This window comes from Gordonia sp. N1V (assembly GCF_029269935.1).
Taxonomy (GTDB): Bacteria; Actinomycetota; Actinomycetes; order Mycobacteriales; family Mycobacteriaceae; genus Gordonia; species Gordonia polyisoprenivorans.
The window spans coordinates 231,484-254,026 of the sequence record NZ_JARJDD010000005.1; the positions used below are offsets into that span (position 1 = coordinate 231,484).

The following is a 22,543-nucleotide window of genomic DNA, read 5'->3' on the forward strand; positions in this document are numbered from 1 at the left end:
GAGCCTACCCTTGCTTAGGCGAGGATCATCACACGGGACGCCGACTCCGAGCGCGGGCGTAAATTAGGCCAGGCTAAGCTACTGTGGCGACCGCGGACGGTGCCTCGCTCACCGTACCGACCCACGATCCCACCGCATCCGGTGGCCGTACGAAGTGAGGATCTGCCCATGGCATCTGTGGATGCAGTTGTGACCCGCGACCGGATCATCGGCGACATCGCCGAGATCCTCGACGTTCCCGCCACCGAGATCACCGACGACACCAACGTCCTCGACATCGGCCTGGATTCGGTGCGATTGATGTCGCTGATCGAGCGGTGGCGCGCCGCAGGTGCGGTGCGCGCCGATCTGGTGTCCTTGGCCGCCGATCCGGTGGTCGGTTCCTGGGTACGTGAACTGTCGATGGAGCAGGCCCGATGAGCGAGGTCACGACCGAGAGCGTCGACGTCGTCGTCGTCGGTGGCGGTCCGGGTGGGTCGACCACCGCCACGTTGCTGGCCAAGAGCGGCCGCCGCGTGATCCAGATCGAGAAGGAGACCTTCCCGCGGTATCAGATCGGGGAGTCGTTGTTGCCCTCCACGATTCACGGGGTGTGCAAGCTGCTGGGCTGCTATGAGAAGGTCCGCGACGCCGGCTTCATGCACAAGCGCGGCGGCAGCTTCCGGTGGGGCACCAACCCGGTGCCATGGAACTTCCTGTTCGCGATCTCCCCGGAATTCGCCGGCGAGGGCTCCTACGCCTACCAGGTTGAGCGGATGAAATTCGATCACATCCTGCTGGAGAACTCGGCCGAGAACGGCGTCGACGTTCGGCAGAACTGCCGCGTGAACGGCGTCGACACCGATGAGACGGGTCGGGTGACCGGGGTGCGCTACCTCGACGCCGACCGCGTCGAACACCACGTGCGGGCCCGGTTCGTCGTCGATGCCTCCGGCAACACGACCCGACTGTCCTCGCGCGCGGGCGGCGAACGCGTGTACTCCGAGTTCTTCCAGAACGTCGCGGTCTTCGGGTATTTCGAAGGCGGCAAACGATTCTCGGCGCCCGATGCGGGCAACATCCTCTGCGCGGCGTTCGACGAGGGCTGGATCTGGTACATCCCACTGTCGGACACGCTCACCAGCGTCGGGGTGGTCGTCGCGAAGGACAAGGCGCAGCATGTGCTCAACGCGCAGGAACAGACCTTGCAGCACTACATCGACCGGTGCGAGATCGTTCGCGACATGCTCGCCGACGCCACGCGGGTGACCGAGGGCACCTACGGCGAGATCCGGATCCGCAAGGATTACTCGTATGCCAATACCCGCTTCTGGGGCAACGGCATGGTGCTCGTCGGCGACGCCGCATGCTTCATCGATCCGGTGTTCTCGACCGGGGTGCACCTCGCGACGTATTCCGGTGTGCTGGCGGCACGTTCGATCAACAGCGTGCTCGACGGCACGATGTCCGAGGAGCGTGCCTTCGGCGAGTTCGAGGGCCGCTACCGCCGCGAGTACGCCGTGTTCTACGAATTCCTCTCGGCCTTCTACGACATGGAGCAATCCGAGGACTCGTACTTCTGGAAGGCGCGCAAGGTCACCAACTTCGACCGCAACGACATGACGGCCTTCGTCTCCCTTGTCGCCGGCGGCTACTCGGGTGAGAACGCACTGACCGACCCGTCATCGATCGTCTCGCGATTCCGCCGGTCCTCCGACGCACTGACCGAGGCCGCCCGAGCCACCGGCGGTATGGACACCGACTCCGGCCAGCGGATGGGGCACATGTTCGGTGCGCCGGTGGTGCGTGAGGTGATGGAGGAGATGAACGCCCTGCAGGCACGGGGCGCGGTCGGCGACCGCGCGACCGAACCGCCGCTGCTCGAGGGCGGTCTGGTGCCCTCGGCCGACGGACTCGCGTGGGCCGAACCGGTACAGATCGCGGTCTGACCGGCCGCTCGCCCGCCGTCCCGACGGCTCAGCGGATACCGAGGGCGGCGAGGATCGTCGCGAACTTGGCGTCGGTCTCGGCGAGTTCGGTGTCCGGGTCGGAGTCGGCGACGATGCCGCCTCCGGCCCACGTGGTGATCTCCCGGCCGCCGGGAGCGATCTCGGCGCAGCGGATCGCGACCATCCACTCACCGTCACCGGCGACGATGGTGCCGTCTCGACCGCGTGTCGGGGCGCCCGCCCACCCGATCGCCCCGGCGTAGAAGCCCCGCCGGGCCTCGGTCGCGACGATGTGATCGCGGGCCAGGTCGGTGGGCGTGCCGCAGATTGCCGGAGTCGGATGGACGGCCATGGCGAGATCGAGGGCCGTGGTCGACGGGTCGGCGATCTCACCGCGGATCGGGGTGCCCAGATGCCACATCGTCGGCGTCGTCATGAGCTCGGGTTCGTCGGGCACGTCGAGCGTGCGGCACAACGGGGCGAGAGCCACCCGCAAGGCATCGACGACGAATCGGTGTTCGGTGCGATCCTTCGTCGAATTCGCCAGTGCCCGACCCTGTTCGGCGTCGAGCCGGGAATCGGTCAGGCGTGCCGACGAACCTGCGAGCGGATAGGCCGACACGATGTTGCCGCGTTTGCGGATCAACACCTCCGGGCTGGCGCCGACCAGTTGGGAGAGCGAACCCGATGTCGGACCGGGAAGGTCGGTGACGAACACCGATCCCCGCGGATCGATGGCACGCAGTCGCGCGGCCACTTCCCACCCGGTCACCGGCACCGCGGAGTGGACCGTCAGGGCGCGTGCGAGCACCACCTTCGCCAGCGCGTCATGGGGGTCGGCGAGCCGGTCGATCGCCGCCGCGATCCGGCGACGATGGTCGGCCGGCGACGGCACGGCGGCCACGATGCGGGACTGAGCCACCGGTCGCCCGGCGCGGTGGTCACCGAGGGCGACCGTCTGTGGAATCCACCGACCGTGGTGCAGTTCGATCCGGTCGGGCGCGATGAGTGACACCTGCTCACGGATATCGAAGGGCAGGGCTCCGACCACTGCGGTCACCGCACCGTCGCGCAGCGCGGAGGCGGCCGCCTCCGCGCGGCGGTACACGGTGCTCCTCCCCATGCCGATCACGTGGTAGGTGTTGCGGCACAAAAGAAAATGTGCGTCATCGGCGGTACCGGACAGCGCGGTCGCGGTGCCGAGGGCGTCGGGAGTGTGCTCGGCCGACGTCGGCGATGAGATCATCTCGCGTGTTCTCCGATCGGGATGGGTGAACGGTCGATCTGTGGCGATCGGGGTGGTCACCGGGCATGACGCGTCCGATTAACGGGCGCCTGGAGATTAGGTTAGACTTACCTTCTGAACGTCGGCAAAGGTGCCACCGGATGGCGCCGATCGGCGCGCCTGACCGGACCCGATATCCCCGGGCCCGGGTCCGACAGCCCCGAGTCCCACAGCCCCGGCGAGGGAGTAGAGGAGTAGCGCGTGTGCAGTGAGCACCTTTCCACGGTGGACCTCGTCGGCATCGGGTTCGGTCCGTCGAATCTGGCGCTGGCCATCGCTCTCGAGGAGCACAATCGCACTGCCGCAACGCCGATCACCGCGCAGTTCTTCGAGCGACGCGATCGATTCCAATGGCATCCCGGGATGCTGCTGCCGGGCGCCACCATGCAGGTGTCGTTTCTCAAAGATCTGGCCACACAACGGAATACGGCCAGCGACTACACGTTCTTGAAGTATCTTGCCGAGCGGGACCGGCTGACCGACTTCATCAACCTGCAGACCTTCTTCCCGCTGCGCTCGGAGTTCCACGACTATCTGCAGTGGGCAGCGGCGCGAGTGTCGATACCCGTGCAGTATTCGTCCGAGGTCACCTCGGTGCGTTGGCACGACGGCGCCTTCGAGGTGAGGACCCCGACGGCCGCGTGTCGCGCACGACATCTGGTGCTCGGCGGTGGAATACGCGCCAAGCTGCCCGCTGGCGTGGTCGCCGGTCGACGGGTCTTCCACAATCACGACGTACTCGATCGCTTCGCCGAGCTACCCGAGAGCACTCACGGAGCGTTCGCGGTGATCGGTGCCGGTCAGAGCGCCGCCGAGGTGACCGCGTTCCTGCATCAGGAAACCGACGCGCAGGTGCATGCCGTCTTCGCCAAATACGGTTACACCCCGGCCGATGACAGCCCCTACGCCAATCGGATCTTCGATCCCGGTGCCGTCGACGACTACTTCGCGGCGCAACCCGCCTGGCGTGAGCGCATCCTGACCTACCACCGCGGCACCAACTACTCGGCCGTCGATCCGGAACTCATCAACGAGCTGTATCGACGCGAATACACCGAACGGGTCGACGGGCACCGACGGTTGTTCGTCCACGGTTGCACCGAGGTACTCGACGTCGCCGAGACCGACGACGCGGCCCGTCTGCGGGTGGTGAACCGGATGAACGGTGAGGAGCTCGAGATCCTTTGTGATGCCGTGGTATTCGCCACCGGCTTCGAACCGACATCGATCGGTGACATGCTCGGCGACCTCGGACGGTTCTGCCATGCCGATGTCCATGGGCGACCGGTGCTCGACCGCAGCTACCGGCTGCGCACCGATCCCGAGGTGACCGGCGCCATCTACGTGCAGGGCAACTCCGAGCACACCCACGGGCTGACCGCGACCCTGCTGTCCAACGTCGCGGTCCGCTCCGGGGAGATCGTCGAATCGCTGTCCGCACGCGTGGATGCGGTGAACGGAACGGGGCGCCGGGCCGCGGTTCTGTAGTTCGCTGCGCGGATCGGCGGATCCTGCCTAGCGGTTGATCAGCGGCGCGAGGGTCCGACCGAGCAGGTCGACCCGGCCGGGGATATGGCCGTTGGCGGGTGCGTTGACCGTGACCCCGTCGATCCCCGTGTCCAGCAGTGCCGAGAAGCGTTGCGCGACCTCCTCCGGCGAGCCGATGATCGCGCCGCCGCGACGTGCCTCGGCACGCGGGTTGCGGGCGACATAGGCGTCGAACTCCTGCTGCGCCTGCTCGTGGGTCGGAGCCACGCACGCCGAGGTCTGCAGGGTCACGACGATCTCGGAGCGATCGCGGCCGAGGCGCTCGCAGTGCTGCGCCAGGGCATCGAGTTTGCGACCGATCTCATCGACCCCGCAGATGAGGTTGGATTCGTCGGCATACTGGGCGACCATGCGCAGCGTCTTGCGCTCACCACCGCCACCGATCATCACCGGGATCCGATTCAGCGGGGCGGGGGAGTTCACGGCGTCGCTGACCTGATACCACTTGCCCGCCAGGCTCGGCCGCTCACCGCGCAGCATGGGCAGGATGATCTGCAGCGCCTCCTCGAGTTTCTCGAACCGATCGGTGAACGTACCGAACTCGTAACCGAGGGAGTCGTGTTCGAGCTCGAACCAACCCGCGCCGATGCCGAGTTGGGCACGGCCCGCCGACACCAGATCGAGGGCGGTGACGATCTTGGCGAGCAGGGTGGGATTGCGGTAGGTGTTGCCGGTGACGAGAGCCGACAGCCGTACCCGGGAGGTGTGCTGGGCCAGCGCGGCGAGCAGTGTGTAGCACTCGATCATCGGTTCGTCGGGTTCACCGAGCATCGCGAGTTGATAGAAGTGGTCCATCACGAGAACGGTGTCGAAGCCGGAGTTCTCCGCCTCGACGGCCTGCTTGGTGATCGTGGGGAAGAGTTGATCGGGTGCGGTGTCGGGATAGGTGAAGTTCGGGATCTGGTATCCGAGGCGGGTCACCGCGCCAACGCTACGCTCCCGTGGCCGGGTTGCCCACGCGCCGGGCGAGCGTCGCGACCGTCTCGATGAGGTCGTCGAAGACGCGATCGACGTCGGTGGCCGAGGCCACCCGCACATTCGGTGCGCCACCCCACATCCCGCGTTCGTCGGCGACCGTCGTGCCGCGTGTCAGGGTGCCGGTCAGTTCCACCGCGACCCGGGCGGGACGGGTCTGCACCCATGACGGATCCAGCGCCACCATCGCCGCGAACGGGTCGTGCAGGTGGGCGATGTACCCCTCGTCGTGAGCATGGTGGAACTCCAGATAGAAACGCAGCGCGTCCATCACATGCCGGATGATCACATTGGTCGCCACGGACCGCGTGCCCGGTTCGTCGGTGGGGTCCGGGCACTCCAGCGGGGTACTCCCGGCCGCGGCGGCCAGCCGCACCGTGTGATCGGGGGTCAGGGCGATGGATTCGGTGAGGTCGAGTGGACACACGATCGGTTCCGGCGCTCCGTCGGTGCCGAACGCCGCGAACACCTCGGCCGCGGCCTCGGGATCGACGGCCACATTCCATTCCGAGGTCGGCGTGGTGTTGCCGTGCACATGGAACGCCCCACCCATGATCACCAGTCGTCGCAACCGCACCGGCAGGTCGGGGTCGCGACGGATCGCGGTGGCCAGCGAGGTCATCGGCCCCGTCACGAGTCCGACGAGCTCGCCATCATGTGCCGCGGCCGCCTGTACCCACGCGTCCGCGGCGTCGAGTCCGGCGACGGTCTGCGTCGGGGTCGGCAGCTCGGCATAGCCCACCCCGAGCGGCCCATGGGTGTCCTCGGTGGTCATCAGGTCGGCAACCAGGGGGCCGGGCGCACCCTGATGGACCGCGATGTCCTCGCGGCCGCAGAGCGCGAGCCACGCGAGGTTGTTGGTGGCGACCACATCGGCCGGCACATTGCCGGCCGTACTGGCGATCCCGACGAGATCGACGTCGTCGCGGGCGAGCAGATACAGCAGGGCGAGCGAGTCGTCGATCCCGGTATCGCAGTCGAAGAACACACGGTGGGTCACCGCACCAGTCTCCCACCTGCCGGTGCTCACCCGCCCATTCCGGTGCATCCACCACCGCTGCGCAGCGGGTTCGACGGATCGTGGGATTTCCGTACCGTCGGGGCATGGACCTTTCGACTCTCGGCGCGGCCCATGGCCCCATCACGCAGCTCGCCTTCGAATGGACCGACACCAACCGAATGTGGCTGGTGGAACGGCCCATTCGCATCGTCTGCTACATCGTCGGGGCGCTGATCGTGCGGTGGGTCGCCCATCGCCTCATCGATCGCGCCACCCGTGGGAACCCCGACGGCGCCGACCGCAGGGCACCGGCCCTGATCCGGCATCTGCGCGAACGTTCGCCAACCGGGGCGAAGACCCCGGCTGCGACGAAAGCAGCTGTGGCACAGCGGCGTTATCAACGTGCACGCACCATCGGGTCGGTGCTGAAGTCGACGGTGTCGATCATCGTGCTGACCTGGGCGGCACTGGCGATCCTGTCGGTGCTCGGCGTCAACATCGCGCCGTTCATCGCCTCTGCCGGCGTGATCGGTCTGGCCGTCGGGTTCGGGGCGCAGAACCTGGTGCGCGACTTCGTGACCGGCGTGTTCATGCTCCTCGAGGACCAATACGGTGTCGGCGACACCGTCGATCTCGGCGAGGCCGTCGGCACGGTGGAAAGCGTCGGATTGCGCATCACCACGGTGCGCGACGTGGACGGTACCCTCTGGTACGTCCGCAACGGTGAGATCGCCCGCGTGGGCAACATGAGCCAGGAGTACGCCGTGGCCCGGGTGGAGGTCCCGGTGTCACTGCGTGCCGACCTCGATCGCGCGCAGAAGGTCGCTCTCGACGCCGCGATGCGGGCCATCGGCGAGGACGAGACACTGGCCGCCGATGTGGTCGACGAGCCGCGGATGCTCGGGGTGCAGGAGGTCGCGTCGGATCGCGTGGTGCTGCGTCTGACCGTGACGACCCGACCGAACGCGCAGTGGGCGGTGCAGCGCCGACTGCGCCGGGAGATCCTGCGGGCCTATGACGAACACGACATCGATCTGCCCTATGTCGGGGGCCGGACGCTCGTCGGCGCCGACGCCGACGGCTGAGCAGAAGCCACAGAACGAGACGAGGTCCCCGGGAGGATTCCCGGGGACCTCGTCTGGTGTGCGTGTCCGAGGGGGGACTTGAACCCCCACGCCCGTTAATAGGGCACTAGCACCTCAAGCTAGCGCGTCTGCCATTCCGCCACTCGGACTAGATTGTCAACCCGGCGTGCGAGGCGAGCTCTCACACCGGCGGCGATAACACTAACCGAGGTTGCCCCGGTATCCCAAATCCCGTAGGAGTGAGGGTGTGACCGAAGAGTCGAACACCCCGCGCGCCGTCGACGAGGTCGTCGACCTCGTCAGCACCTTGATCCGTTTCGACACCAGCAACACCGGAGAGCTGGAGACCACCCGAGGCGAGGAGGAATGCGCCAAATGGGTGGCGTCGATGCTCGAGGAGGTGGGCTACACCACCCAGTACGTGGAGTCGGGTCAACCCGGTCGCGGCAACGTCTTCGCCCGCCTGCCCGGACCCCCGGACTCCGATCGCGGAGCACTCCTGATCCACGGCCACCTCGATGTGGTGCCCGCCGAACCGGCCGACTGGAGCGTGCATCCCTTCGCCGGCACCGTCAAGGACGGCTACATCTGGGGCCGCGGTGCGGTCGACATGAAGGACATGGTCGGCATGGCGCTCGCACTCGCACGGCAGTTCCGGCGCGAGGGCACGACGCCGCCGCGCGAATTGGTCTTCGCCTTCCTCGCCGACGAGGAGGCAGGCGGGACCTGGGGAGCACACTGGCTCGTCGAACACCGGCCCGATCTGTTCGAGGGCATCACCGAGGCCGTCGGTGAGGTCGGGGGCTATTCGCTGACGGTGGACCGGCCCGACGGCACCGAACGGCGGCTGTATCTGGTGGAAACCGCCGAGAAGGGGCTGGCGTGGATGCGGTTGACCGCCGACGCCACCGCCGGACACGGGTCCTTCTTGCACGCCGACAACGCCGTCACCGAGGTGGCCGAGGCGGTCGCCCGCATCGGCAGGCACACCTTTCCGCTCGTGATGAGTGAATCGGTCGCCGAGTTCTTGGCCGCGGTGTCCGAGGAGACCGGTCTGGACCTTCGTCCCGACGCACCCGATCTGGAGACCTCGCTGTTCAAACTGGGCAGCCTGGCCCGGATTCTCGGGGCGACGCTGCGGGACACGGCCAACCCGACGATGCTGCGGGCCGGTTACAAGGCCAACGTGATCCCGCAGAAGGCCGAGGCCGTCGTCGACTGCCGCATCCTGCCCGGACGGCAGAAGGAGTTCGAGGCCGAGATCGATAGGCTCATCGGGCCGAATGTCACCCGGGAGTGGATCACCCACCTCGACTCCTACGAGACCACCTTCGACGGCGACCTCGTCGACGCGATGAACGCGGCGATCCTCGCCCACGATCCGGGCGCACGGACCGTGCCCTACATGATGTCCGGCGGCACCGACGCCAAGGCGTTTGCGAAACTCGGCGTCCGGTGCTTCGGTTTCGCTCCACTGCAGTTGCCCCGCGAACTGGATTTCGCCGCCCTGTTCCACGGCGTCGACGAGCGGGTGCCGGTGGATTCGGTCGTGTTCGGCACCAAGGTGCTCGAACACTTCTTGCTGCACAGCTGATCTGCGCGCACATACAGTGGGTCGGATAGCGCGCCGACCACGAGAAAGGTGATCCGATGTCGAACGTCGATCCGTACGAGTCGTTACCCGCCCTGCCGGGTTTCGAGGTGAGCTCCACCAGCTTCGACGATGGTGCGCCGCTGGCCAATCCGCAGGTGAGCGGCCTGATGGGAGCCGGCGGTCAGGACTCGTCGCCACAGTTGAGCTGGTCCGGATTCCCCAGCGACACCAAGAGTTTCGCGGTCACCGTGTACGACCCCGACGCGCCGACCGCGTCGGGATTCTGGCACTGGGCGGTCGCCGACATCCCGGTGTCGGTGACGAGCCTGCCCGAGGGAGCCGGTGACGACGAGGGGTCCGGTCTGCCGGCCGGGGCGGTGACACTGGCCAACGATGCGTCGTTGCGTCGATTCGTCGGTGCCGCACCGCCTCCCGGCCACGGCCCGCACCGCTACTTCGTGGTCGTGCACGCCGTCGACGTCGAGTCCCTCGGTTTGCCCGAGGGCGCCACACCCGCCTACCTGGGGTTCAACCTGTTCTCGCACGCCATCGCGCGGGCCACTCTCGTCGGCACGTACGAGCAGCCTGCAGAAGATATGTGACACAGAAGACATGTGACACAGCGGATATGTGACGCCGCAGTCAGTGCCGGCGCTCAGTGACGGGTGCCGGCCCCGACCGCCGCGGCGAGGTTCGGGTATCCGCCCGCCCGTACGCGGTCGGCGATCCCGGCGTTGATCCCGGCGACCCACACCGGGCCCCCGTAGATGAACGGGGTGTAGGCCTGCAGTAGGTCGGCGCCGGCCAGGATGCGTTCCCACGCCTGGTCGACGGTTTCGATGCCGCCGACGCTGATCAGCGAGATGCGGCCTCCCACACGGCCGTACAGCCGGCGGAGCACCTCGAGGGATCGTGCGGTCAGTGGTGCCCCGGACAGTCCGCCTGCGCCCATCGCCTCGACCTCGGCGGCCGGTGTGCGCAGGCCCTGCCTCCCGATGGTGGTGTTGGTGGCGACGATCCCGGCGAGCCCGAGTTCGACGGCCAGGTCGGCGACGGCGTCGATATCGGTGTCGGCGAGGTCGGGGGCGATCTTCACCAGTACAGGCACCGTCACCTCCTGGAGTACCGCTGCAAGGATCGGGCGCAGCGAGTCAACGGCCTGCAGATCACGGAGTCCGGGTGTGTTCGGTGAGCTGACGTTGACCACCACGAAGTCGGCGTGGGGTCCGAGAAGCCGTGCGGACAGCCGATAATCGTCGACGGCCTCGTCGACGGGCACCACTTTGGTCTTGCCGATGTTGGCGCCGATCGGGACGCGCACCGGCCCGGGGCGGGCCGCTCGTAGGTGGTCGGCGGCGACCTCTGCACCGGGATTGTTGAAGCCCATCCGGTTGATCAGCGCGCGATCGCGTGGCAGTCGGAACAACCGTGGAGCGGGATTGCCCGGTTGTGCGCGACCGGTGATGGTGCCGATCTCGGCGAAGCCGAAACCCAGCTGCCCCCAGGCGTTCACGGCCGTGGCCGACTTGTCGAAGCCGGCGGCCAGTCCCAGCGGGGCGGGGAAGTCGACGCCGAACACCCGTTGCCGCAGGATCGGGTCGTGCCGTGCGAGCAGACGCGCCGACAGTGCGCGCAGGGCAGGCCCGCGCATCGTGGCGACGATGGTGGCCGAGATGATGCGATGGATGCGTTCGGGCGGGAGCAGGAACATCAGGCGCAGCAGCACCGGATACAGTGCCCGATTGAGGCGGGTCAGCATGCCCGGGCGCCGTGCTCGGGGTGCGCATGGTCTGACTGAGAACCATTGGGGGACAAGCTATTCCGAGTATTCTCGGTGCCGGTGCCGGTGCCGGTGCCGGTGCCGTTGCCGGTGCCGGCACCATGATCGCGCGGCGCCCGCCGACGCTTCAGCAGCACCTTGCGGGTGCCGTCGGAATACAGCCGCACGCGGGACAGTTCCCACCCGCCGAATTCGGCCTCCAACGACAACCGCATCGACGCGGTGACGCGGGTGACGTCCGGGGGTAGTCGCACCAACAGACACTCGTAGTCCTCGGAGGTGACCTCCCAGCCGCGCGGATAGCGTGCCCCGTTGCGCACGCCCGCGCGTCCCGATCCGACGGATACCTGCCCCGGCCGCCTCGTCATCGGGCGGCTCCGGTGGTTGCGGGAGCGGTGGTCGCCGAGGTGGGCGCGGCACCGGTCGCGGTGGGCGGCACCAGCGCACCGCCGGTCTGTGCAGCTGTCGTGACCACCTGGATTCCTCCGTCTCGGGCCGAGAGCACGAACACCGTCCCGCTCGCGTCGTCGACGACGATCGCATCCGGTTGGGCGACCGCGGCGAACCGATGCTTCTCGGCCGGTTCGCCGGTGGCGAGGTCATAGGCCACCACTTCGTTGTTGCCCGTCGTCGAGACCCACAGGAGATTGCGGGCGTCGTCGTAGTCTACGGCGTAGGGGCCATCGGACACCGGATAGCGGAACCGCATCACCAGCGGTGATCCGAAGAATCCGACGATCTCGTCGTCCCGGGTGTTGGCCACGAGCACGCGACCGTTGTGGTCGACGGCGGAGTTGGTGGCACCGTTTCCGGCTCGAAGCGCCGGCCCGAGATCACCGTTGCCCAGATCGACGGGGGTCACCGAGGATTGCGCGCGGTCGAGTACCACGACCTGCTCGCCGGGTAGATCGGCGCCCGGTGGCGAGACGGTGATGTCGTCGACGCGGACGAATCCGGCGATGTCACGTTGTTGGGCCAGATCGCGATCGAGGACGAGCACGTGGCCGTTCTCCGTGCCGACCAGGGTGCGACCGTCGGGGGTGCGGGCCAGGGCGCTGGGGTTCTCGGTGCGCAGGACGTCGCTGCGCACCTGACCGTCGGGGCCGATTCGCACGACGTGGCCCGGGCCGACACCGATGAAGCCGCCGTCACCGGTGCCCACGAGGTGGGTGAGCGCGGGGGTTGCGACGTATGTCGCTGTGGGAAGTGCCCCGGGAGTCGCCGACGCGGCTGCGGTCATGGCCGACTCGTCGAAGCGCAGGACGGCGGTGCCGCCGGGACCGATCACCGCCAAGCGCCCGTCCGACAGCGCGGGCGACGCGGATCCGGCGGGGGTGGGGACGGTCACGCCGGCGGGCGTGCGTGGTACACCCGGCGGTGCGGGACTCGCGGATGCCGGGGTGACGGTGGCCACATCTGTGGGGGTCTGCGAACCGCTGGAGGAGTTGCATCCCGCGACGACGAGTGCGGCCGCGGCGAGCGGGACGAGCAGACCGATGGTCCGGCGAGCGCTGGTACGGGCCGTGGCGCGGGATCGACTGGCAGACATGCCACCCATCTTGCACACACCCCTGTGGGGTCCGGCCGCCGCGGGTCGGCAGTGGCGCCGGAACCCTGACGGTTCTCGGTATCGAGGGGATCGGACAAATCCCGCGTAGCATCGACCGCCGTGACCGACACCATGACGTGGGCCCAGTCGATCGTCCTCGGCGCCATCCAGGGCCTCACCGAATTCTTGCCGATCTCGTCCTCGGGACACCTGCGCATCGCCTCGGAATTGATGTTCGGGGAGGATGCCGGGGCGTCGTTCACCGCGGTGACCCAGCTGGGCACCGAGGCCGCGGTGCTCGTCTTCTTCGCCCGTGACATCGCCCGGATCGTGCTCGCGTGGTTTCGCGGGTTACTCGCCCGCGACGAGCGTGGGCTCGATTACCGCGTCGGGTGGTACGTGATCCTCGCGACCATCCCGATCGGTCTGATCGGTTTCCTGCTCAAGGACGAGATCCGTTCGGCGGCCCGCAATCTGTGGCTGGTCGCGACGGTGCTGATCCTGTTCTCGGGGGTGTTCTGGCTGGCCGAACGTCTCGCGACCCAACGCCGCTCGATGGAGCAGTTGACGCTGCGTGACGGGATCGTCATGGGTCTGGCGCAGTGTCTGGCGCTGGTTCCGGGCGTCTCCCGGTCGGGGGCGACGGCCAGCGCAGGCCTGTTCCTCGGGCTCGAACGCGAGGCCGCGTTCCGCTTCTCGTTCCTGCTCGCCATCCCGGCGGTGCTGGCGTCGGGACTGTTCAGCATCCCCGACGCCATCCATCCGACCGGTGGCGGGATGGAGGCCGCCGGAGCTCAGTTGGTGGTGGCCACCCTCGTCGCGTTCGTGCTCGGCTATGTCTCGATCGCCTGGCTGCTGCGCTTCGTCAGCCACCACTCGATGAACTGGTTCGGCGGCTATCGGGTCATCCTGGGTCTCGTCGTGATGGGCCTGTTGGCCAGCGGTGTCATCGACGCCACATGACACGGTGTCATCGACGCCACATGACACGGTGTCATCGACGCCACATGACCTGGAGCCGTCAGCTCGCCCACCGGGACCGATGTGCTGTGTTTCCTGCGGATGCATAAGGTTGGGGCATGACCGTGATCCTCGTGCGCCACGGACGTTCCACGGCCAACACCTCCGGGGTGCTCGCGGGACGCACTCCCGGCGTGGCCCTCGACGACAAGGGCCGGGGGCAAGCCGCCGAGCTCGTCGACCGTCTGCAGCCATGTCTGGCCGCGATCACCGCGGTCGCCCGGTCACCACTGCAGCGGTGCGCCGAGACGATGGGCCCGCTGCTGGCCGCTCTGGCCGACGCGGGACACGATGTGCCGGAGGTCGTCGTCGACGATCTCGCGGAGGTCGATTACGGTGCGTGGACGAACCGCACGATCGGCGAGTTGCTGAAGGAGCCACTGTGGAGAACCGTGCAGCAGCATCCGTCCGCAGCGGTCTTTCCCGACGGTGAGGGCCTGGCCACCGTGCAGGCACGGGCGGTCGCGGCGGTTCGTGCTCTCGACCGCGAGTACGGCGGGTCGGACGGGGCCGGGGTGTGGGTGGCCTGTTCGCACGGCGATGTGATCAAGGCGATCGTCGCCGATGCCATGGGGATGCATCTCGATTCGTTCCAACGCATCGTCGTCGAGCCCGCCTCGGTGAGCATCATCCGCTACGGCGATACCCGGCCCTACGTGCACACGGTGAACTCGACGAAGACCTTGTCGGTGCCAATCCGGCCACCGGCGTCCAACGATGCGGTGATCGGCGGCGACACCGGTTCCGACGACGCGAGCCCACCACCATCTGCCGGGCCCGCCGACATCGAACCGCAGCCGGAGGCACCGGTGGCCGCGGGGACCGGCCGGGACGGATAATGACCACACAGCGTAAGGAGGTGGGTGATGTCACGAGCGATACACGTGTTCCGCAGTCCTGACCGATTCGTCGCGGGTACCGTCGGGCAGCCCGGTGACCGCACGTTCTACCTCCAGGCCGTGCACGAGGCGCGCATCATCAGCGTCGTCCTGGAGAAGCAGCAGGTCCAGATTCTCGCCGAACGGATCGGCGCCCTGCTCGAGGAGATCCATCGGCGTTTCGGGACCCCGATTCCGCCGGAGGCCGAGCAGGTCAACGACCTCAGTCCGCTCGTCATGCCCGTCGATGCCGAGTTCCGGGTCGGCACCATGGGGCTGGGGTGGGATGCCGAATCCGAGGCGGTCGTGGTGGAGTTGCTCGCCATCACCGAGGGCGAGTTCGACGAGAGCGTGGTCCTCGACGACACCGACGAGGGCCCGGACGCGGTGCGCGTGTTCCTCACGACGCGCGCCGCCCGCGAGTTCGCCGCCCGATCCACCCGGGTGATCTCGGCGGGCCGACCCCCGTGCCCGCTCTGTGGCGAACCGCTCGACGACCAGGGGCACCTCTGTGTACGGACCAACGGCTACAAGCGTGATGCCGAACTGAGCAAGTCGCTGGACTTCATCGATCCCGAGGTGTTCAACGGGCTCACCGACGGTCCGCCGCTGCTCGGTGACGACGAGAACCCGCCGTCCGACGACCCGGGCGGCGACAGCAGCGACGATCCCGACGCAGGTCCGGAGGGTGGCTCCCGATGACCGCGGTGGCGGTGTCGTGACCGACCGCCGGACCGAGCACCAGTGCGCGGCCGCGCCATGAGCGCCGTGGGCGCTTCCGGTGTGCCGCAACCCGATTCGCACCCGGAGTCGGGGGCCGACGCCGCCGATGACACCGATGTCGCCGAGGATGCAGTGCTGCGCGCTGGCGAACTCACGATCATCGGCCGCATCCCGACGGCCAGCAACGCCACCCTGGTGTGCGACGCCGTCGTCGGCGACCGCGCGGTGCGATGTGTCTACAAGCCGGTGCGCGGCGAGATCCCCCTGTGGGACTTCCCCGACGGCACCCTGGCCGGACGAGAAGTCGCGTCCTATCTGATCTCGCAGTCGCTGCGATGGGACGCGATCCCGACGACCGTGCTGCGCGATGGACCGCTCGGGGTGGGGATGGTGCAACGGTGGATCGACACCCCGGACCCCGATGACCCCGAATTGCCGGCTCCGAGAATCGATCTGGTGGATCTTTGTCCGCCCGACGCGGTGCCCGACGGATATCGGTCCATCCTGCGTGCCCTGGACGGGCGGGGAGAACCGGTCGAATTGGTGCACGCCGATGATCCGCGTCTGCTGCGTATGGCCGTGCTCGACGTGCTCCTCAACAACGCCGACCGCAAGGGCGGTCACGTGCTCGAAGGGCTCGACGGCGGGGTGTACGGCGTCGATCACGGCATCTGCCTGCACAGCGAGGACAAACTGCGCACGGTGCTGTGGGGTTGGGCGGGCGAACCCGTTCCGGCGCACCTGCTCGCCGATGTCGTCGGCCTCGCCGAGGCACTGGAAACCACGTCGTCGACGTTGCGCACCGACCTGGCCCGGCACATCACCGTCGACGAAATCGACGCGTTGACCATCCGCGCACTGGTTCTCGCCGAGACCGAGACCATGCCGCTTCCGCCGGGCCATCGGCCCATTCCCTGGCCCCCGTTCTGAATCGTCGCCGCGCCCACCCGCGTCGATGACCCGTGGCCCCCGTCCGCGATCCCTGGCGAGCCCGCCATACAGTGGACGCATGCATTCGTGGCCCGATCCCGCGGTTCCCGCCGTCCCCGGCGCCGGACCCGCGCTCCGACTCTTCGACACCGCGGGCGCCGCGGTCCGCCCCGTCGCCCCGGGCCCCACGGCCACCATGTACGTGTGCGGGATCACCCCGTACGACGCCACCCATCTGGGGCACGCCGCAACGTATCTGACTTTCGACATGGTCAATCGCGTGCTGCGCGATCAGGGCCACGACGTGCACTACGTGCAGAACATCACCGACGTCGACGACCCGCTCTTCGAGCGCGCCGAGCGCGACGGAGTGGACTGGCGCGACCTCGGCAGTGAGCAGATTCAGCTGTTCCGCGACGACATGACCGCGCTACGGGTGCTCCCACCTCGCGACTACATCGGCGCGATGGAATCGGTCGGCGAGGTCGTGGAGATGGTCGGCAAACTCCTGGCCTCGGGGGCGGCCTACGTCGTCGACGATCCCGAATTCCCCGACGTCTACTTCCGCATCGACGCCACCGAGCAATTCGGCTACGAGTCGGGATACGACCGGGAAACGATGCTGCGGTTCTTCGCCGAACGCGGGGGGGACCCGGATCGCGCGGGCAAACGGGATCGGCTCGACGCGGTGCTGTGGCGTGCCGAACGACCTGGCGAACCCGCCTGGGATGCGCCGTTCGGGCGTGGACGGCCCGGCTGGCACATCGAGTGTTCGGCGATCGCACTGAACCGGCTCGGCATCGAGTTCGACATCCAGGGCGGCGGCAACGACCTGATCTTCCCGCATCACGAGTTCTCTGCCGCGCACGGCGAGGCATTGACCGGATCCCGGCGCTTCGCACGGCATTACGTCCACACCGGCATGGTCGGACTCGACGGTGAGAAGATGTCCAAGAGCCGTGGCAACCTCGTTTTCGTCTCACGGTTGCGGGCGCAGGGTGTCGACCCGGCCGCGATCCGGCTCGCACTGCTCGCCGATCATTATCGCGGCGACCGGATGTGGACCGATGCCGTCCTGACGATCGGCGCCGAGCGGCTCGCGCGCTGGCGACGTGCCGTCACAGGCGGCAAGGGCCCCGACGCGACGCCGGTGATCGAGCGGATTCGCGTGCATCTCGCCGACGACCTCGACACCCCCAAGGCCCTCGACGCGGTCGACGGTTGGTGTCGTGACGTGGAGCAGGGGATCGGCGGTGACACCGCGGCGCCGGAGGCGCTTGCCACCGCGGTCGACGCGCTGCTCGGTGTGAGCCTGGCCTGACTGCTCCGCCCGACCCGTCGAAGGCGACCTCGGGTGGTTGTCGGGGCCGCCGGGTGAGTAAGGTTTGCGCGTGGCTCGTGTGCAGGAGATCAATCCCGACACCGCAACCGGGGTGTGGACCGTGCAGACCCGGACGTCGACCTACCTCATCGACTTCGATGAGATGACGCTGCTGCGCGCACCCGGTGTGGGCAGCACCGACAGCGAGGAGTGGGCGGTGAGCACGCTGCGCCGCGACTCCGAGGACATCCCGCTGCTCGGGGTGAAGTCCTGCCGGGTCGGGGAGTCCGCACAGTTCTGGGTGCGTGCCGCCGACGACCCCGACGTCCGGACGTGGCGGATCACCACGCCGGTCGTGTCGATCGAACGGATCGGCTGAGCCTCAGCCGCCGAACGACCCGGGCCCGCCGCGTCTCTTGAGGTAGCGCTCGAACTCCGCGGCCAGTGCGTCCCCGTCGATCTTGGCCATCACCTCGTCGGTGTCGATCTCGGCGTCGCCGCGCTCCTCGAGCCCCCGGACGTAGTCGGCGATCTCCTCGTCGTCCTCGGTCATCTCGGTGACCGCCTGCTCCCACTCCTCGGCCTGCTCGGGCAGCGTGCCCAGCGGCACCTCGATGTCGAGCACCTCCTCGACGCGGTTCAGCAGCGCGACCGTCGCCTTCGGATTCGGCGGGGTCGAGACGTAGTGGGGGACCGCGGCCCAGAACGCCACCGCGGGCAGCCCGGCCTGCACGAACAGGTCCTGCAGCACCCCGGTGATGCCGGTGGGTCCCTCGTAGCGGCTCTCCGCGAGGTTGTATCGAGCGGCCGCCTCACTGCTGTAGGCACTGCCGGTGACCGGCACCGGTCGGGTGTGCGGGGTGTCGGCGAGCAGGGCGCCGAGCATCACGGTGGTCTCCACGTCGAGGGCTTCGGCGTAGGAGACGATCTCGGCGCAGAAACCACGCCACCGCATGTTGGGTTCGATACCGCGCACGAGTACGATGTCCCGGTCGGCCCCTTGCGGGCTGCAGTAGGAAATGGATGTGGTCGGCCAGTCGATTCGGCGGGTCACCCCGTCGATCTGTTTGATCGTCGGACGGTTCACCTGGAAGTCGTAGTAGTCGTCGGAGTCGATCTCTGCGAGCGGACGCGCGTCCCACATGAGCGCAAGGTGCTCCACGGCGCTGCTCGCGGCATCGCCGGCATCGTTCCAGCCCTCGAAGGCGGCCAGCAGGATGGGTTTGCGCAAGCGGGGAAGGTTCGACATCTGCTCGGCGTTCACTGATCCAGCCTACGACCGAACCCAAGAGAGAGCGAACTACTCTGAACACCATGTCGTCGCACACGCCGAACCCGGGAAACCACGACACCACCTTCCTGTCGGCCATGGCGCGCCGCGTGTTGGTCGGCGACGGCGCGATGGGGACCATGCTGCAGGCAGCCGACCTCACACTCGACGATTTCGCAGGTCTCGAGGGTTGTAACGAGATCCTCAACGACACCCGGCCCGACGTCCTCGAGCAGATCCACCGGGCCTACTTCGAGGCCGGCGCCGATGCGGTGGAAACCAATACCTTCGGCTGCAACCTGTCCAATCTCGGCGACTATGACATCGCCGACCGCATCCGTGAACTGTCCTACAAGGGGACAGCGATCGCGCGGGGCGTCGCCGACGAGATGGGGCCCTCGGCCGACGGTACCGCCCGGTTCGTCCTCGGATCCATCGGTCCGGGAACCAAACTCCCGAGTCTCGGGCACACCACCTTCGGTGTGATCCGCGACGCCTACTTCGAGTGCGTCGCCGGCATGCTCGACGGTGGGGCCGACGCCGTCCTCATCGAGACCTCGCAGGATCTGCTGCAGGTCAAGGCAGCGGTGGTGGCCGCACGTGCGGCGATGGACGAGCTCGGCCGACGGATCCCGATCATCTCCCACGTCACCGTGGAGACCACCGGGACAATGCTGCTCGGCTCCGAGATCGGAGCGGCGCTGGCCGCCATCGAACCGCTCGGTGTCGACATGATCGGACTCAACTGCGCGACCGGGCCCGCGGAGATGAGCGAGCATCTGCGGTACCTGTCCCGCCACGCCCGGATCCCGGTGTCGGTGATGCCCAACGCTGGGCTGCCGCAACTGGGGCCCAACGGTGCGGAGTATCCGCTGCAGCCCGACGAATTGGCCTCGGCGCTCAGCACTTTCGTCGGTGAGTTCGGATTGGCCTTCGTCGGCGGCTGCTGCGGCACCACCCCCGAACACATCCGTCAGGTGGCCGCCGCGGTCGCCGAGACCACCAAGGCCGATCGCGCCCCGGCACACATCTCGGAGACGTCCTCGCTCTACTCCGCGGTTCCGTTCGATCAGGACGCCAGCTTCCTGGTGATCGGCGAACGCACGAACTCCAACGGCTCCAAGGCATTCCGTGAGGCGATGCTCGCCGAGGACTATCAGCGCTGCCTCGACATCGCCAAGGAGCAGACCCGCGACGGCGCACACATGCTCGACCTCAATGTCGACTACGTGGGCCGTGACGGTGCTGCGGACATGACCGCCCTGGCGAGTCGGTTCGCGACCTCGTCGACGCTGCCCATCATGCTGGATTCGACCGAACCGGAGGTCATCCGCGCCGGACTCGAGGCGCTCGGTGGCCGATGCGCGGTCAACTCGGTGAACTACGAGGACGGCGACGGGCCGGAGTCGCGCTTCTCGCGCATCATGTCACTGGTCGTCGAACACGGTGCCGCGGTGGTCGCGCTGACCATCGACGAGGAGGGGCAGGCGCGCACCGCGGACTGGAAGATCCGCGTCGCCGAACGTCTGATCGCCGACATCACCGGCAACTGGGGCCTCGCCGAGGAGGACATCATCCTCGACACCCTCACCTTCCCGATCTCGACGGGGCAGGAGGAGGTTCGCCGCGACGGCATCGAGACCATCGAGGCGATCCGCCGGCTGCACGAGGCGCATCCCGACGTCCACTTCACCCTGGGGATCTCGAACATCTCCTTCGGCTTGAACCCGGCGGCGCGGCAGGTGCTCAACTCGGTGTTCCTACACGAATGCGTGCAGGCCGGACTCGACACGGCGATCGTGCACGCGTCGAAGATCCTGCCGATGAACAAGATTCCCGACGAACAGCGCGACGTCGCACTCGATCTGGTCTACGACCGTCGCGGGGCGGCGGGCACACGCAGTGAGGGCCGCGAGGACTACGACCCGCTGCAGAAGCTGATGGAGTTGTTCGAGGGCGTCTCGGCGGCCTCGGCCCGCGAGTCGCGCGCGCAGGAGCTCGCACGCCTGCCGCTGTTCGAGCGGCTCGAGCGGCGCATCGTCGACGGTGAACGCAACGGCCTCGAGGCCGATCTCGACGAGGCGATGACCCAGAAACCGCCACTGGAGATCATCAACGAGACCCTGCTGTCCGGGATGAAGACCGTCGGTGAGTTGTTCGGCTCCGGTCAGATGCAGCTGCCCTTCGTGTTGCAGTCCGCCGAGGTGATGAAAACGTCTGTGGCACATCTGGAACCACATATGGAAGCCACCGGCGAGGACGGCAAGGGTCGCATCGTGCTGGCCACCGTGAAGGGCGATGTGCACGACATCGGCAAGAACCTCGTCGACATCATCCTGTCCAACAACGGGTACGAGGTCGTCAACATCGGTATCAAACAACCGATCTCGACGATCCTCGAGGTCGCCGAGGACAAGCGGGCCGACGTGATCGGCATGTCGGGCCTGCTGGTCAAGTCGACGGTGGTGATGAAGGAGAACCTCGAGGAGATCAACGCCCGGGGGCTCGCCGACAACTACCCGGTGCTCCTCGGCGGTGCCGCCCTGACCCGCGCCTACGTCGAGAACGACCTTTCCGACACCTACGAGGGCCAGGTCCATTACGCGCGGGATGCCTTCGAGGGCTTGCGGTTGATGGACGAGATCATGGCGTTCAAACGCGGCGGCGGGTCGGTCCCGGAGAGCGCCGATTCCCTCGCCGCGGCGAAGAAAGCAGCCGAACGCAAGGCGCGACACGAACGCTCACAGCGGATCGCCGCCAAACGCAAGGCCGCCGAGACGCCTGTCGAGGTGCCCGCACGCTCGGATGTCATCGCCGACAACGAGATCCCGACCCCGCCGTTCTGGGGCACCCGGATCATCAAGGGAATCCCGGTCGCGGACTACCTCCAGCTACTCGATGAACGCGCACTGTTCTTGGGACAGTGGGGATTACGCGGTGCGCGCGGAGGCAATGGACCCACCTACGAAGAACTCGTCGAGACCGAGGGCCGACCCCGTCTGCGTGAATGGATCGATCGCCTCTCCACCGAGGGCATCCTCGCGCACGCAGCTGTGGTGTACGGCTACTTCCCGGCGGTCAGCGACGGCGATGTGGTGCACATACTCACCGAGCCGACACCCGACGCGCCGACCCGGTTCTCGTTCACGTTCCCGCGGCAGCAGCGGTCACGGTTCCTGTGCATCGCCGACTTCGTCCGCTCCCGCGAGGCGGCGCTGGCCGACGGGCGCGTCGATGTGCTGCCGTTCCAGTTGGTGACCATGGGGCAGCCGATCGCCGACTTCGCCAACGAGTTGTTCGCACGCGACGCCTATCGCGACTATCTCGAGGTGCACGGGATCAGCGTGCAGCTCACCGAGGCGCTGGCCGAGTACTGGCATCAGCGGGTCCGTGGTGAACTGGCGTTCGCCGACCGCGCCGTCGACGCCGAGGATCCCGACAACGCGCAGGGCTTCTTCGACCTCGAATACCGGGGTGCGCGTTTCTCGTTCGGGTACGGGGCATGCCCCGACCTCGAGGACCGCGTCAAGATGATGGAGCTCCTCGAGCCCGAACGCATCGGAGTGCACCTGTCGGAGGAACTGCAGCTGCATCCCGAGCAATCGACCGATGCCTTCGTGCTGCACCACCCGGAGGCAAAATACTTCAACACCTGAG

20 protein-coding genes and 1 tRNA gene are annotated in these 22,543 nt (G+C 67.7%); 13 read left to right on the forward strand and 8 right to left on the reverse strand.

The genetic code is table 11. The features are described 5' to 3' along the window. The first annotated feature begins 168 nt into the window (after positions 1 to 168). Together P3L18_RS09185 and P3L18_RS09190 are read left to right on the forward strand one after the other, a co-directional pair. On the forward strand, positions 169 to 420 hold the full coding sequence (locus P3L18_RS09185; RefSeq protein ID WP_006370125.1) for a phosphopantetheine-binding protein: 252 nt from the start codon (positions 169 to 171) through the stop codon (positions 418 to 420). Further along, complete coding sequence (locus tag P3L18_RS09190; protein WP_006370126.1) at positions 417 to 1,928, forward strand: tryptophan 7-halogenase; 1,512 nt, start codon at positions 417 to 419, stop codon at positions 1,926 to 1,928. The genes P3L18_RS09185 and P3L18_RS09190 overlap by 4 nt, the downstream gene beginning before the upstream one ends. Before the next feature lie 28 nt (positions 1,929 to 1,956). Here P3L18_RS09190 and P3L18_RS09195 read toward each other — a convergent pair whose 3' ends face one another. Further along, positions 1,957 to 3,174 (reverse strand): chorismate-binding protein, encoded by a 1,218-nt coding sequence (locus P3L18_RS09195; protein ID WP_276113933.1) that lies wholly within the window; start codon positions 3,172 to 3,174, stop codon positions 1,957 to 1,959. Positions 3,175 to 3,414: 240 nt separating this feature from the next. Between P3L18_RS09195 and P3L18_RS09200 the strand changes: the two genes are divergently transcribed. After that, positions 3,415 to 4,701 (forward strand): SidA/IucD/PvdA family monooxygenase, encoded by a 1,287-nt coding sequence (locus tag P3L18_RS09200; RefSeq protein WP_276113934.1) that lies wholly within the window; start codon positions 3,415 to 3,417, stop codon positions 4,699 to 4,701. 27 nt (positions 4,702 to 4,728) lie between these two features. On the opposite strand, the gene P3L18_RS09205 is transcribed toward P3L18_RS09200, so the two are convergent. After that, complete coding sequence (locus tag P3L18_RS09205) at positions 4,729 to 5,682, reverse strand: LLM class F420-dependent oxidoreductase (RefSeq protein WP_276113935.1); 954 nt, start codon at positions 5,680 to 5,682, stop codon at positions 4,729 to 4,731. A 10-nt stretch (positions 5,683 to 5,692) separates the two neighbouring features. Continuing rightward, a complete protein-coding gene (locus tag P3L18_RS09210) occupies positions 5,693 to 6,736 on the reverse strand; it encodes a nucleoside hydrolase (protein ID WP_014360008.1) in 1,044 nt (347 codons plus the stop codon). Positions 6,737 to 6,840: 104 nt separating this feature from the next. Between P3L18_RS09210 and P3L18_RS09215 the strand changes: the two genes are divergently transcribed. After that, positions 6,841 to 7,821 carry a mechanosensitive ion channel family protein gene (locus P3L18_RS09215; protein ID WP_172398803.1) on the forward strand — a complete coding sequence of 327 codons (981 nt, stop codon included), beginning with the start codon at positions 6,841 to 6,843 and terminating at the stop codon, positions 7,819 to 7,821. A gap of 63 nt (positions 7,822 to 7,884) precedes the next feature. Here the strand turns inward: P3L18_RS09215 and P3L18_RS09220 are convergent. Next, positions 7,885 to 7,970, reverse strand: a tRNA-Leu gene (locus P3L18_RS09220). A 98-nt stretch (positions 7,971 to 8,068) separates the two neighbouring features. Here P3L18_RS09220 and P3L18_RS09225 point away from each other — a divergent pair. Then, the gene (locus tag P3L18_RS09225; protein ID WP_006370132.1) at positions 8,069 to 9,415 is read left to right on the forward strand and encodes a M20/M25/M40 family metallo-hydrolase; all 1,347 of its coding nucleotides are present in this window, start codon (positions 8,069 to 8,071) and stop codon (positions 9,413 to 9,415) included. Between the two features lie 56 nt (positions 9,416 to 9,471). Then, complete coding sequence (locus tag P3L18_RS09230; protein ID WP_079929695.1) at positions 9,472 to 10,017, forward strand: YbhB/YbcL family Raf kinase inhibitor-like protein; 546 nt, start codon at positions 9,472 to 9,474, stop codon at positions 10,015 to 10,017. A gap of 53 nt (positions 10,018 to 10,070) precedes the next feature. Here P3L18_RS09230 and P3L18_RS09235 read toward each other — a convergent pair whose 3' ends face one another. Genes P3L18_RS09235 through P3L18_RS09245 form a run of 3 tightly spaced genes read right to left on the reverse strand, consistent with a single transcriptional unit; the run spans position 10,071 to position 12,753 of the window. Further along, positions 10,071 to 11,174, reverse strand: coding sequence for a quinone-dependent dihydroorotate dehydrogenase (locus P3L18_RS09235; protein ID WP_079929696.1), 1,104 nt, complete (start codon positions 11,172 to 11,174; stop codon positions 10,071 to 10,073). Further along, a complete protein-coding gene (locus P3L18_RS09240; RefSeq protein ID WP_276113936.1) occupies positions 11,168 to 11,563 on the reverse strand; it encodes a DUF5703 family protein in 396 nt (131 codons plus the stop codon). The genes P3L18_RS09235 and P3L18_RS09240 overlap by 7 nt, the downstream gene beginning before the upstream one ends. Then, positions 11,560 to 12,753: a hypothetical protein gene (locus P3L18_RS09245; protein WP_276113937.1), complete on the reverse strand. Its 1,194-nt coding sequence runs from the start codon at positions 12,751 to 12,753 to the stop codon at positions 11,560 to 11,562. The genes P3L18_RS09240 and P3L18_RS09245 overlap by 4 nt, the downstream gene beginning before the upstream one ends. Before the next feature lie 111 nt (positions 12,754 to 12,864). Here P3L18_RS09245 and P3L18_RS09250 point away from each other — a divergent pair, with 111 nt between their 5' ends. The 6 genes from P3L18_RS09250 (at position 12,865) to P3L18_RS09275 (ending at position 17,995) form a co-directional block, all read left to right on the forward strand. Then, positions 12,865 to 13,707, forward strand: coding sequence for an undecaprenyl-diphosphate phosphatase (locus P3L18_RS09250; RefSeq protein ID WP_006370137.1), 843 nt, complete (start codon positions 12,865 to 12,867; stop codon positions 13,705 to 13,707). A gap of 116 nt (positions 13,708 to 13,823) precedes the next feature. Beyond that, on the forward strand, positions 13,824 to 14,603 hold the full coding sequence (locus P3L18_RS09255) for an MSMEG_4193 family putative phosphomutase (RefSeq protein ID WP_079929699.1): 780 nt from the start codon (positions 13,824 to 13,826) through the stop codon (positions 14,601 to 14,603). A 27-nt stretch (positions 14,604 to 14,630) separates the two neighbouring features. Next, positions 14,631 to 15,344 (forward strand): DUF3090 domain-containing protein, encoded by a 714-nt coding sequence (locus P3L18_RS09260; RefSeq protein ID WP_006370139.1) that lies wholly within the window; start codon positions 14,631 to 14,633, stop codon positions 15,342 to 15,344. Positions 15,345 to 15,401: 57 nt separating this feature from the next. Continuing rightward, positions 15,402 to 16,295 (forward strand): SCO1664 family protein, encoded by an 894-nt coding sequence (locus tag P3L18_RS09265; protein ID WP_006370140.1) that lies wholly within the window; start codon positions 15,402 to 15,404, stop codon positions 16,293 to 16,295. 79 nt (positions 16,296 to 16,374) lie between these two features. Further along, the gene (gene mshC / locus P3L18_RS09270) at positions 16,375 to 17,616 is read left to right on the forward strand and encodes a cysteine--1-D-myo-inosityl 2-amino-2-deoxy-alpha-D-glucopyranoside ligase (protein ID WP_006370141.1); all 1,242 of its coding nucleotides are present in this window, start codon (positions 16,375 to 16,377) and stop codon (positions 17,614 to 17,616) included. Between the two features lie 70 nt (positions 17,617 to 17,686). After that, positions 17,687 to 17,995, forward strand: coding sequence for a hypothetical protein (locus P3L18_RS09275; protein WP_006370142.1), 309 nt, complete (start codon positions 17,687 to 17,689; stop codon positions 17,993 to 17,995). 3 nt (positions 17,996 to 17,998) lie between these two features. Here P3L18_RS09275 and P3L18_RS09280 read toward each other — a convergent pair whose 3' ends face one another. Further along, complete coding sequence (locus P3L18_RS09280) at positions 17,999 to 18,880, reverse strand: PAC2 family protein (RefSeq protein ID WP_006370143.1); 882 nt, start codon at positions 18,878 to 18,880, stop codon at positions 17,999 to 18,001. 50 nt (positions 18,881 to 18,930) lie between these two features. On the opposite strand from P3L18_RS09280, the gene metH reads away from it, so the two are divergent. Beyond that, positions 18,931 to 22,542: a methionine synthase gene (gene metH / locus P3L18_RS09285; RefSeq protein ID WP_014360015.1), complete on the forward strand. Its 3,612-nt coding sequence runs from the start codon at positions 18,931 to 18,933 to the stop codon at positions 22,540 to 22,542. Position 22,543 lies beyond the last annotated feature (1 nt).